The sequence below is a fragment of the Microbulbifer sp. VAAF005 genome, assembly GCF_030012985.1.
Lineage (GTDB): Bacteria > Pseudomonadota > Gammaproteobacteria > Pseudomonadales > Cellvibrionaceae > Microbulbifer.
This window is the reverse complement of record NZ_CP120233.1, coordinates 4,139,572-4,152,877: the sequence shown is the minus strand read 5'-3', so window position 1 is coordinate 4,152,877 and position 13,306 is coordinate 4,139,572. Positions and strand designations below refer to the sequence as shown.

Annotated in this window: 9 protein-coding genes and 1 pseudogene; 8 read left to right on the top strand and 2 right to left on the bottom strand. The window is 42.6% G+C overall.

Features of this window, described 5'->3' with window-relative positions; all coding sequences use genetic code 11:
* Positions 1 to 469 precede the first annotated feature (469 nt).
* Positions 470 to 1,831, top strand: a complete 1,362-nt coding sequence (locus P0078_RS18600) for a hypothetical protein (protein WP_282931403.1) — start codon at positions 470 to 472, stop codon at positions 1,829 to 1,831.
* Positions 1,832 to 1,866: 35 nt separating this feature from the next.
* Here the strand turns inward: P0078_RS18600 and P0078_RS18595 are convergent, their stop codons facing one another.
* Together P0078_RS18595 and P0078_RS18590 are read right to left on the bottom strand one after the other, a co-directional pair.
* Positions 1,867 to 2,757 carry an MFS transporter gene (locus P0078_RS18595; protein WP_282931402.1) on the bottom strand — a complete coding sequence of 297 codons (891 nt, stop codon included), beginning with the start codon at positions 2,755 to 2,757 and terminating at the stop codon, positions 1,867 to 1,869.
* Complete coding sequence (locus P0078_RS18590; RefSeq protein WP_282931401.1) at positions 2,691 to 3,254, bottom strand: MFS transporter; 564 nt, start codon at positions 3,252 to 3,254, stop codon at positions 2,691 to 2,693. The genes P0078_RS18595 and P0078_RS18590 overlap by 67 nt, the downstream gene beginning before the upstream one ends.
* A 1,402-nt stretch (positions 3,255 to 4,656) precedes the next feature.
* Here P0078_RS18590 and P0078_RS18585 point away from each other — a divergent pair.
* The 7 genes and pseudogenes from P0078_RS18585 to P0078_RS18560 all read left to right on the top strand — a co-directional run bounded on the left by P0078_RS18585 (position 4,657) and on the right by P0078_RS18560 (position 12,805).
* Positions 4,657 to 5,085 carry a hypothetical protein gene (locus tag P0078_RS18585; protein WP_282931400.1) on the top strand — a complete coding sequence of 143 codons (429 nt, stop codon included), beginning with the start codon at positions 4,657 to 4,659 and terminating at the stop codon, positions 5,083 to 5,085.
* A complete protein-coding gene (locus P0078_RS18580) occupies positions 5,085 to 5,948 on the top strand; it encodes a hypothetical protein (protein WP_282931399.1) in 864 nt (287 codons plus the stop codon). The genes P0078_RS18585 and P0078_RS18580 overlap by 1 nt, the downstream gene beginning before the upstream one ends.
* 576 nt (positions 5,949 to 6,524) lie before the next feature.
* Complete coding sequence (locus tag P0078_RS18575) at positions 6,525 to 7,820, top strand: hypothetical protein (protein WP_282931398.1); 1,296 nt, start codon at positions 6,525 to 6,527, stop codon at positions 7,818 to 7,820.
* Between the two features lie 490 nt (positions 7,821 to 8,310).
* On the top strand, positions 8,311 to 9,621 hold the full coding sequence (locus P0078_RS18570) for a hypothetical protein (protein WP_282931397.1): 1,311 nt from the start codon (positions 8,311 to 8,313) through the stop codon (positions 9,619 to 9,621).
* Positions 9,622 to 10,639: 1,018 nt separating this feature from the next.
* Positions 10,640 to 10,744, top strand: a pseudogene (locus P0078_RS24665) (hypothetical protein); the annotation flags it as partial.
* A gap of 156 nt (positions 10,745 to 10,900) precedes the next feature.
* Entirely contained in the window at positions 10,901 to 11,995 is a 1,095-nt protein-coding gene (locus P0078_RS18565; RefSeq protein WP_282931396.1) for a hypothetical protein, read from the top strand.
* Positions 11,996 to 12,430: 435 nt separating this feature from the next.
* Complete coding sequence (locus tag P0078_RS18560) at positions 12,431 to 12,805, top strand: cysteine peptidase family C39 domain-containing protein (protein WP_282931395.1); 375 nt, start codon at positions 12,431 to 12,433, stop codon at positions 12,803 to 12,805.
* Positions 12,806 to 13,306 lie beyond the last annotated feature (501 nt).

Sequence of the window (13,306 nt, the reverse complement as noted above, 5' to 3'; positions counted from 1 at the left end):
AGTGCGGGATATCGCCCGAGATTCCATTTCCAGGGATTGGGAAAGAACCCTATTCTCACTCAATTAACAAAAATAGTTAACAAAAAAATGAGCAGTCTGTGAATTAATCTAACTGGGGTGAAGAATCTTTTTCTGTGTAGCTAACCTAAAAAAACCACACGTTTTATAGGGTTATTTCTATTTTCAGGAAAAACTGGGCAAAGGTGAAGTGGACTTGAAGTATCTCACAAGTTTACTCAGATTGGGAAGCACTTCCATTTACAGAAATATACACGGAGCCACCAATAAACAAACACTCAACCAGGAATAAAGCTTGAACCCATTTCCCTAGTAATTCAGTGCTTATCTCTCATATACAAACCATTAAGTTTTCACCATAATTTTATATGGCAATCATCACACCGTGCCCAGTGCCGGTAAGATACAGCCTAAGTTAGAGATTTACGCCAGCCTGTGCAGTGGAGGAATTATGCCCATACCAGGCCATCTTATCGCGGCATCAACCTTACTATTCTGCTGCCAGGCCCTCGCAACCAACACTTATATCCTGTCACAACAGGGCATTGGCAATCGGGCTATAGGGGACCAAAGCGACCCAACCATCATTAACAATCTCATCATGCAAACACAAGATGGTGAATTTAATAATGTGGTGGCTCAGCAATCCAACGGCAATACTGAAGGATCTATTATCCAGTTGCAGAGAGGCGTATCAAACGAGCTAATGTCAGTCCAATCCAGCAGCCTGGGTAGCACGACATCAGTCTCCCAGCTTAATGTTCTCAACAAGGCCGAAACCTCACAGACAAGTACACTGTTTAGCACTATAAGCATCAGTCAGGAACAATCCCTAAATCATATTACCAGCATACAAAACCTTTCCACTGGTACAACTGCTAACATCTCGCAGATAGGAACCCTAAATTTTTCAGAATCTATCCAAGATGGTGTTGCTCTTAGTGATGTCTCTATTAGCCAGTTAGGTAATTTTAATAGAGCTGAGATTATCGATAAAGAAAGTGGCATAGCAAACTCTGCCAGTATTATCCAAAGTGGAAGCCAGAATATTGATACTAGAATTACCCTGATACAGTCTCTGGGAACCAATAATCAAATTCAGCAATTTGGCAATAACAACACTGCCCGGATAACAAATATTAACGGCGCCTTTAATACCAACTCAATAGTACAACTGACAGATTCCAGTGCTACTAGCATCCAAACAAGCAACTCTATTCAGGGATTTAACAGTTCCATCCAGCAAGGACAGAGTAATCGCGCTTCTATCATTGTTAATCTTGCTCTAAATAATCAGGCCTTTACATCTCAAAGCGGAACAAACAACGGGTCCACAATCAACCAGATAAACATCAATAATTTTTCCGAGATAACACAAACAGGAACAAGCAATAGCGCCACGTCAATACAACTCGCTATTGAAGGGGCTAGTAGTGTTGTCACACAAAGTGGATCGGATAATAGCGCTGATATTAGTCAAAGTGGATCAGTCTCTGAGGCAGCTATAGACCAGGAATTTGATCAAAACACATTAATAGCCATTCAAGATGGCTTTAGTGCAAGACTACAGTTGCTGCAACAAGGTCTACAGAATCAAGTAAGTTCAACGCAGTCTGGTTATATTGATGATGCGGACATCATTCAATTGGGTGAGCTAAACACTATCAATCTCACTCAAACCGGCAGCTTTAATAGTGCAGAGCTACTACAACTAGGTACAGACAACTTTCTCCAGGTAATTCAATTGAGTTTTGGTGCTACTATCTCCATTTCACAGATTGGCAGTAACAATTCTGCGATATACATACAGTAGAGAAAGAGGCTAAGAAAAACCATATTATTTATTGCTCAGATTTTTTCTTTCTGGGAAACATCCCCTTTCACAAACAGCAAACTTACAATCAGTGCTGCAGCAGCCAAACACGCATTAATAGTAAATGCCCGATCAATACCTTCAGACAATTCGGGAGCCATGGCTACAACTGTTGTATTCATCGCCAATCCAATAGCACCGCCAATAATTTGGAACATATAAATTAAAGCCGCCGCCAAGCTTGCCCTGGCAGGCCCCAGCACTGTAACAGCGGTCGTCGTTATCGTAGGAAAATATAGACCCAAGCCTACCCCGAGAGAAAGCATGCCTGGCACCAAGTGCAGATAGCGATCATGGACTATCAATCCAGAAAGCAAGAACATTCCCAATCCTAAAAATAGAGCAGCGGCAGCCAAAATTAACCGTGCTCCCAAAGATTCGTACAGCCAACCCGCGATATAGGACACTACCGCATAGGTAATCATCACCGGCAATAACCCTGCGCCGGACCAAACGGCAGAAAAACTCAGCTCCTTAATCAGAAACTGCGGGATATAAAGCAACATAGATACGAAAGTGACAGACAGAAGCAGGGTCACTACACCGATAGCAAAAAAACGCCAGTTGCTAGCGACATCAGAGGGAATAAGTGGGTCCGACTGGGTATGAGGCTCCACCCAGGCAAACACTAGGAAAAACATCACCGAAGCGCTGAAAAGTCCTATTACCAGAGGGCTTCTAAATCCCACATCAATAACAAAATCCAAGGACAGCATTAATGCCAGTAAGCTGATAGATAGAGAGACCATGCCCCAATAGTCAACCTTTTCCTTGCTCTCTGCGGGCTTATCATCCTCAATTACCTTCCAGCCCACCAACATTGCCGCCAGCGCAATGGGGAAATTAATAAAAAAATCCAGCGCCAACTGACAAATTCTGTAAAGAAACCACCTAGTAGTGGCCCTATAGAATTGGCAAAACCACATACCGTCATTATCAAGCCCCCAGCCTGCCCCGCCCTATCATCAGGCATAATCTGGTAAGTCATGCCGAGTACGGCGGGCCACATAAGGGCGCCACCAACCCCCATTAATGCCCGACTCCCCAGCAACATCCATTCATTAACGGCCAGACCACCCAAAACTGAGAAAAAGACGAAGATTGAGGTTCCAACAAAAAATAGCCGGCGCCGACCAAACATATCCGCCAAGCGCCCGCCAGTAACTATAAAAATCCCGAACACCAATGCATAACCGTTAATCACCCACTGAAGAGTGGAGATATCTGCGTTAAAGTGTTTTTCCATTGCAGGGATAGCGACTGAGAAGGCCGTAAAATCATTGGCCACCAAAAAGACTGCCAACGACAATGCTGTTAAGCCAATAATCTGTGATCGCGATAGCGGGGTCTTTGAGGCTGCCATAAATGCCAAACTTTACACTTTGCAAATTATGCAATGGATATAAAAGCTTGGACCAACAGGAGCCCGGTTGCAGTACTAATCAGCGTATAGCTCTAAAGGGAGACGTACTAGCTAGGGGGTCATATAAACTTTATTACTAGAATCTCAGTGCTTTTTTCCTATACCCTGGCCAGCACTTATCCACAATACTCTGTTTAGGTCCCAGCTCAGGCATAGACAAGCATTAATGCCAACAACAATGGCATGATGTCAGTGCAAGTCCGTAGTCTCACTTCCCTTCATCCCATGTTAAGCAGGTCGAATCAATCTAGAAGCAGTTCTTGGTAGCAGAAGTATTTAAAGCTATCAGTCGATGATCAATCAAGGTTGATCGACTAGCTTGAGCGGGACCTTCTACTTCCACTCTCATTAACTACAAGTCAAGGGTTACAGGATTTTCCCATGAAGGCGCTACAGTAGTTGATAGCAAGTCTAATATCACTCAAACTAGAAACTTTACTGCCATAGAATCACTACAGACTGGATCAGATCATAGCACCAGTATACTCCTGCAAGTTAACTCGGGCCCTATAATAGCTGAACGAGCCGACTCCAATTAAAACCCTTTGGTACTATAAGATGCAAAATTAACTAGGTTGATGTATTCCAAACTGGCATCTCAGAAGTTTCTACAATTAATCAGACGAGAACTTTTAGTGGAATAGATCTGATTTAAAGTGGCCAAGCGGATAGCACCATTTTGACCCAAAATGGAAATAACAAGTCTTTAGCGACTATCCAGGTAAGGTTTAACGATAGCATCACCACCACCCAGTTTGGCAACAATAATACTATGATTTCTATGCAGTAAAGCTATGTATCAATCTCATGAAATCTACCATCCTGCCCTACTCCCACTTCCGAAAACCCTAAAAATAATAAAAATTATCCGACTTTATTCCCAGTATCTCAGTGCTTTTATCTCATTTCCCTAAGGATTCTCCTTGCCAATACTTTTTCAAGGCTTCAATGCCTGAAACGCTTTGGGTTTCAACTTTTGGAGGATCTTATCAAACGGATTACAGAGGAGAAAAATCTATGACAAATGGTGGGCACTTATGCTCACCAGAAATTTGAAATCATTGAGTCTTTTTTTGAAAGCCGCCAATGATCATAGCCCCGGCATATCCAAGTACTAATGCCAATGACAATGGCTTGGAGCCAGTGCAAGTAAGCAGTCTCACTACTTCACTCACCATTTAGGGCCGATCAAATCACCCCCCAATACCCAGCGGACGGTAGAGGCGGAATGTAGTCTCCGTTCGTTTACACCGGGATTGGATACAGATTTCACCTGTGTTGTACAGGAAGTACTGTGGGCGCAGTCAATGCCCCATAACGAGTTCAAGTAAAGGAGTTACTTGTGAAGATTTTACCTATAGCCGTTACCGCTCTATCCCTTGCCATTAGTGGGCTCGTTCATGCTGACGACAATGAGTATATCCTCTATCAGGATGGTACAGGCAATACGGCCTCTGGAGACCAAAGCGACCCCACTATATTTAACAACCTAATCGAACAGACTCAAATCGGGGATAATAATTCTGTAGATGCAACACAATCCAACGGCAACACCAATGGTGTAATTACTCAGTATCAGGAGGGTGACTCTAACGGTTCTATCGCGCTTCAGGATGGAACCACTGACACTACCTTAGTAATTACCCTGATTGGCGATACGAATGACGTTTCCCCCTTCAACAGAATACAAGCAATACGACGCAGGAATATACCGTTACAGGTAATGACAACCTCGGAGGATCGGGGCAAATATCAACCTCCAATGGTGTAATGATATTCACCGTTAATGGGAATAATAATATATTTGGATCAGGTCAAACAAACTCAGATTCAGTATCATTCAATGCCGAAATAAATGGTGATAACAACATCGCATCCACAAACCAGACTGACAGCTTCAACACAACCATAGTCATTCAGCAAACTGGAGACTTTAATGCATTTTCCGGTAACGATATTGATAGCTCGAATAACAGCATATCCGCTATACAGTCTGGCAGTTCAAATAACGTAGGATTTAACCATACTCCCAGCTTTAACCAGATGGATCTCATGGAGCAGTATGGGGACGATAACTCTGCCGGCGCCACTACAAATACTGGCAGCGATATTACCAATTATATATTGCAGTCTGGTGATCAAAATGATGCATTTATACTGATCTCTGACTCTGCCAATCTGAACTCAATCATTATTCAACAGGGTGACAACAATAATGCTTTCACTAATGCAGATCTCGCATTTGACAGTATTTCAAGTGTTTCCCAGACAGGTGAGAGTAACGAATCTTTCTTATTTCAGTCCGGCTCATCACATAGTGCCGATATAATTCAGAACGATACTATGAATATGATCGACGCCGAGCAAACAGGATTCGAGGCTGACCTCTACGCCTATCAGGATGGTGAACAAAACCTGATCACCTCTTTACAGGATGGCGATAGCGAAATGGCATCGCTCAACCAAGTGGGTACCCTCAATGAAATAGACCTTATCCAAAGCGGACAACAGGACGCTGCCACCCTATCTCAGGATGGTAACAATAACTTCCTAATGGTGACCCAAACCGGCTTTAGCGATAGTATTAGCGTTACCCAGTTGGGTGACAATAATAGTGCTACTTTTACACAGTAACTAGTTAATGGAAGCCCATATACTTATATATGGGCTCCTCGTTACCGTCCATATTCTATCCACTACCAAACATCAATATTACTCTGTAATGAAAGTACTATGTAAATCAGACTTTTTTACTAGCATCTCAGTGCTTTTATCTCATACCAATCATCTTATTTATTAATAATACTAAAAGCGATACCGAAAGTAGGAGTCATTCATCACTTCACTATAGCTTGACCGACCAACAAACCAAATAGGAGCAAATTAAATGAATAGTACAATCACCTAATACAGGTGAAAAACTTGGAATAAATATTTCACTTCAATCGAAGCAAAATGAATATAGCCTCGGCATCTCCAAGCATTAATGCCAAAAAAATGGCTTGGGATTAGTGTAAGCAAGCATTCTCACTACTTCTCTCACCATTTAGGGCCGATCAAATCACCCCCCAATGCCCAGCGGACGGTAGAGGCGGAATGTAGTCGCCGTTCGTTTACACCGGGATTGGATACAGATTTCACCTGTGTTGTACAGGAAGTACTGTGGGCGCAGTCAATGCCCCATAACGAGTTGAAGTAAAGGAGTTACTTGTGAAGATTTTACCTATAGCCGTTACCGCTCTATCCCTTGCCATCAGTGGTCTGGTTCATGCAGATGACAATGAATATATCCTCTACCAGGATGGTACCGGCAATACCGCCAGCGGGGATCAAAGCGACCCCACCATTTTTAACAACCTGATCGAGCAGACCCAAATTGGTGACAACAACGATGCGGATGCCACCCAGTCTAACGGCAATACCAACGGTGTGATAATTCAGTACCAGCAAGGTGACAACAACACCTCGACCAGCGATCAGAATGGCACCACTGATTCAACCGCAGAAGCCTATCTGACCGGTGATAGTAATGATTCAGATACATCGCAGACGGCTACCAGCAATAGCACCATGGGCGTATATATAACGGGTAATAGTAATACTGGGGGCGGCACCCAAGATACGACATCCGATACATCGCAGCTATATACCATGGATGGGGATAACAACTTCGGGATCTCGCTCCAGGAGAACTTATCGAATAGCTTGATGGATTTCACCTTTGTTGGTGATGGCAATATCGCATCGTCCCTGCAAGTAGATTCCGACTCAGCGATACTAATTTCAGAAAGCTACGGCGATAGCAATATTATCTCCACCACCCAAAGTGACAGCTCCAACACCAGCGTTATGATTTTCCAAACCGGAAATGGCAATACGGGAACCACAGGGGATCAAACTGGCAGCGCCAATAATACCGGCACCATTGTCCAGGTTGGCGACTCCAATATTGGCAGCTTTGCCAACTTCAACAGCTTCTCGCAAAACAACTATTTCGAACAAATTGGCGATAGCAATGTGGTGTCCACCTCGGTAACAGACTCCAGTGACGGTACCGGGATTGTTTTGCAGCAGGGGGACAACAACTCCATAGGCGCTATAATACAGACGGTTTCCAATAACAGTTTTGACCTCAGCCAATTTGGCGATAGCAACTCTGTTTTTCTGGAACAGACCGGCTCTGATCATACGATAGAAACGATTCAAATGAGCGATATGAACGAAATCAATGCGGATCAACAAAGCTTTGATAACGATCTGTACGCTCTGCAAAACGGTGAGGAAAACCTGATCAATTCTCTGCAGGACGGCGATAGTGAGACAGGAACACTGAACCAGACCGGCACCTTAAATGAGATAGACCTCACCCAGAGCGGCCAGCAGGATATCGCCACCCTTTCGCAAGACGGTAACAGTAATTTCCTTATGGTTACTCAAACCGGCTTTAGCGATACCATTAGTGTCACCCAGCTAGGTGATAACAACAGCGCTACTTTTACACAATGAATTGACCAGGGGAGTCTGTATACGTCGCATATAGACTCCCCCTACTGTCAACTAGCTCTGATCCTAGAAAATCACTATAGAATAGACACACTTACGAAAACGTCCAGACCTACTTTATTACTAGTTTTTCAGTGCTTTTATCCCATTTCCTTTCCTACGCCTTCTTTTAATACTTCTACCAATAATTCGGGATTCAAATAGCGCGGATTTATTCGGTCCAGAGACTGTAGAGAAGGAAGTCAAAGGTCAATATCCCAGCATAACCAAGTATTCATGCTAACAATAATGGCTTGAAATCAGTGCCAGTCAGCAGTCTCACTACTTCTCTCCATTAAGGCAATAAAATTCCCCGATATTGGGCGAATTACAACGGCAGACTAATTTGTTGTTAACCAACACCGGAATTGGATATCGATGCCGCCTGTGTGATGCAGGAAGCGCTGCGACTGCAATTAATATGTCATAGCCAATTAACATAAAGGACTTATTTGTGAAAATCTTACCCATCGCCGCGACTGTACTACCCCTAACCGCACTGGCCCTCGCCATCAGTGGCCCCACCTATGCTGACAACAATGAATATATTCTTTTTCAAGATGGTAGCGGCAATACCGCTAACGCGGATCAGAGCGACCCCACGATTAGCGACAACCTGATTGAACAAGTCCAGATCGGAACAACCAACTCCGTCGATGCATCGCAGACCAATGGCAATAACAGTAGCACCATTAGCCAGTATCAGGAGGGCAGCAATAATGTATCGCTTAGCACCCAAGACGGCAACACTAACTCAACGGTAGAAACCAGTGCTATCGGTGACAACAACGACTTAGAAACCACTCAGACTTCCAACGCCACTAGCTTTATCGGCGTTTATGTAACAGGAAACGGCAATGAAATAGAAAATATGCAAACAGGAAATTCAGATACAACGGTGATCTATGCCATTGAAGGAAATAATAACGACGGGGAATCATTTCAAGCGAATAACAGCAATGTCAGTGCTAGTTTTACCGTTGTTGGTGAGGGTAACCGCCCCGATTTAAATCAGCAGAATTCGGATTCCTCAACAGCAATTTCGGAAACTTATGGCGATAGCAACGATCCCACTCCAATCCAAACTGATGTTTCAAATTCTACCATTACGATTTTTCAAACGGGCAACACCCATGTTGGCACTGTACAAGATCGCACTGGCGGCGCCAACAATATCAGCAGCCTTACCCAGACTGGAAATTCCCACCTTACCAACTCCACCATTGCCTCGAGCTTTAATCAGACCAACAACTTAGTACAAAATGGGAATGGCAACTCTATCAATGCAGAAATAAACAATGCAAACAATAGTACAGCGGTTGCCCTTCAGAGTGGGCGCTTCCATAATCTTACAATCTTTCAAACTAACGTTTCAGATAGTTATGTATCGGTTACCCAAAGCGATATTATAAATGTTGCCGTAGTTAATCAATCGGGTTCCGGTCATATGGCGGAAGTTATCCAAATGGATGACTCCAGTAACATAAATGTCGACCAAGATAACGCCGACAACAGCCTGTACGCTCTACAAAATGGTGTAGATAATCTGATCGATGCGGTGCAGAATGGCGTTAGTGAAATAGCTATGTTGAGCCAGACCGGCACGGTCAATGAGATAGATCTGACCCAAAGCGGCACGCTGAATACCGCCATCCTCACCCAAAACGGCAATGACAATACTTTAACCGTTACTCAAACTGGCACCAGCGATACTATCACCGCGATCCAGTTGGGGGATAACAATAGCGGCACCATTTCCCAGTGATTGAATTTAGGGGCAATCAACAAACAGCAAGCACCCTACCGATAACCTAATTTTATTTAAGCCCGCATTAAATACTCACACCTGGAGAGATGTGCAATATCTCTCCAGGAATTTTTTCCTAACAAATCCATACTTTTCCAACTTGCTAAGAATTCTTTACTGCACAATAACTTTTTAGAGCGTCATTATTTTCAACATCCCAGAGATTCTGATCAGCAATTTACTATCCGCACAAATTAAAGGTACAGCCAGGCCTGACAACACTCGATGCGACTGGCTCATTGACCACAGGAGGTGACCCATATAGAAATATCGATTTAGGGATATATTAGTAGCGCTCTTGAGATTATCGATTCACATCTAAACAGCCAGTATGCGAGTAATACCAAGGCAGATTAAGACATCAATAGCAATTAGATGGATTCGAAGTTTGCAGTGCAAAGCCATATCGACCTTTATCGCCATTTATCGCCATTTATCGCCATTTATCGCCATTTAGAGTGACAATTTAATACCTCAAGTTCAGTAGGTATTATATTTTAATTTAATCGATTGTTCGCGAAACTATGACTTGAAAATATATTCCCACCCGGGAACCTCTAAGTAGCTCAGAAAGCTATACGGCCACAATGCACACACCAGAGCCAACTATTAGTAATAACCTTATAGACCAGACACAAACTGGAAATCACAATGATATAGATGCACGTCAGATAAATGGAAATACTGGAGGAGGTATTATCCAGACCCGGGAGGGAAATAATAACTTTATTGTTTCTGTTCAAGATAGCACCTCAAATATGTCTGTAGTAATTTTTCAAATCGGTAATAGCAATTCAGTTCTGGTCTTGACCTTTTGGCCGAACAACATAGAGAATAGAATCTTATCAATTTACTCCAAGATAGTGTTAATGAAATAGCAACACTAATTTTGACCGCAATGATGAACGAGTTAGATCTCATGCAGATTGGCCAACAAAATACCGCCACCTGAACTCAGGATCGCAACAATAATTTTCTAATGCTTACCCAAATGGGTGCGAACGAGAGTATACACATTGCTCAGCAGGGAGATAACAATAGCGCTATTTTTACTAAAAAATGGATTAAATGGCTTTCCTAAATAAAGTGGGGAGCCATCTCCAGATACAACGTTTAAAAATAAATAAGAAAAAATAGGCCATGAAATTCTAGATATCTCCATATAAACTGTATTTATGATAGAAGTACTCACTTCAAGAAACTGCTATTTGCTGTTCAGTCATAGAAAGGAGTTATCATGCACACCAAGGTTGGTATTTGCGCCGCTCTAGTTTCATTCTCTGCCACATTTTCACTGGCTGAAAACAATAATACTTTTCTCTATCAGGAAGGAAGTGATAATAGTGCCACTGCCGACCAAAGCGACATTACCAGTATTGGCAACCAGATTACGCAAATACAAATTGGTAACGATAACTCACTAGAGGCAACACAGAGCGACAGCAATTTGCGTGGCTCCATATTACAGACGCAGATCGGTGATAGTAACAACGCCTTTGCTTCACAAGAAGGCACAAGAGATACAAGTTCCAGTGGTTACCAGATTGGTAATAACAACCAGGGAAGCTCATTACAAGGCTCAGTTACCAACAGTCAGTTCAACTATACCCAGTTGGGCAGTCAAAATAGCGCTCAAGGCGTCCAAACGAATTCCGACAATGCTTCTATTTCTATCGTTCAAGAGGGCACAGGAAATACAGTTACTAGTTCACAGGACACTATTACCAGGGGAGAAATGCAGTTTTACCAAACCGGTATTAGCAATAAATCTACAGTAGCGGATTCCAATAACGGCTCTGATAACAGATTAACTTCTACCCAGAGCGGGGACAGCAATCAAAACAATGTGTTTCTTAACGCGACAAACTCCGCAACAGATCATCTCCAGCAAACCGGTTCAGACAACCAGATTTTCCTGGTCCACAGTATCAGTGACAATGATACAGTAGAGATTCTGCAAGCTGGGACGCAACAAACACTCAATATTAGTCTTATCTCTACGGCTGATAATGAAGTCACTATTAATCAATTAGGTAGTAGTAATATTGGTACCTTAAATTTGAGCGGCACAAGTAACGGAACGCAACTGCAACAGGATGGATATCTTAATAGTGTCAATCTTACTCAGGGTGGAGAGGGAGTTAACCTATACGCCCATCAAATAGGTAGTAATAATGAGCTGGATCTAACCCAGGGTGGGCGACAAAATACTGCCACACTCTCCCAATTTGGTAACAGCAACTATATCTATTTGATGCAAACAGGAATTAATAGCAGCATTAACATATTGCAACTTGGCAGTAACAATAGCGCAAGCTATCAACAGCAGTAGGCTGCGCCTTAGGAGTCACCAACTACAAGAAGTCAGGAGAGAAAGAAAAACTGTATTTAAGGCTGTATGAGCTGTGGATGCCAAATACGAGCTTACCGATGTGCATTCACAGCAGCCCTCAGAAACAGTGTATTCCTTCTGGATCAGTAGTACACGTAAACATCAGCTTCCTCTTTTGAACCAAAGAACATTGTATGTCGAAACGAACAAAAACCTACTGATCTTGCCCCTTTTAACGGACACCTCGTCTGTTTGACTTTGGTGCCCGTTAAAACGGGGCAAGATCATAGGCCGACGAAGAAAGTGAATTGTTTACACAATGACTGATAAGTTAGTCACATAAACTATATTTTATTTTATTTTATTTTATTTTCTATTTATTGAGATCGATTCTCAAGTTTGTTTATACTGCGTGCGCTCTGGAATGATTCCGGGATGGCAGATGGTATAGCAGGGCTTTTGCTTGCTATAAAGTTGTATTTAACATGGATGTTGCGGCGTAGTAGTAAGATGGAGGCAGTTTCAGGGATCGACACAGGATTGCATGCGCTGGTTGCCATAGCGCGTTTCCATCAATTGCCTGCTGAGCCTGATCAACTTTCCCACCAGTTTGGTCATGAAGGACAATCCTTTTCTGATACCCAGCTCCTACAAGCAGCCAAGGTTCTTACGTTAAAGGCCAAGCAGCTAGCGTCTGATGTCAGCGATCTGAGTAATGTCATGCTGCCCGCTATCGCTAAGGCACACGATGGCAGTTATTTTATTGTGGCATGCCTATCCGATGGTGAGGCATCTGCTGATTTCCAATAATGTCCAAGTGGATATTATTGATGTAAGAAAACCACCCACTTCCGCTAAGAAAGAAAAACGTCGAACTACCGTAAAGCTATGGATGAAATCAGAATCTATAGTACAAATTACAAGGACATTGGATGTTTACAGCCGAGCCGTACAAAACTGGAATATTGCTTACAATATCGGACAGTTTCAAGGCATTAACCACTAAAAAATGCAGCTATCCGGAAGAGATGAACCATAGGCTTTAATATTAAGGAAAAAGTATAATTTGATTTATACAACAACATCTAATGAAAGAAAATGCTACCAGCCACGTACTCGAGAGCCTTATATAAGCTACTGATCTTGAACGCTTTTTACTTTATGTGAAAGTACAGTAGAACTCTACCAGAATTTAATCACAAAAAAGGAAGCTCATATATTTAACATACAAGCTCCCAATAGACAACTGATTGATAAATTTTATAGACAAGTTAAATAAAGCCCGCTATGAAATCCTACAAGATGTAGCCA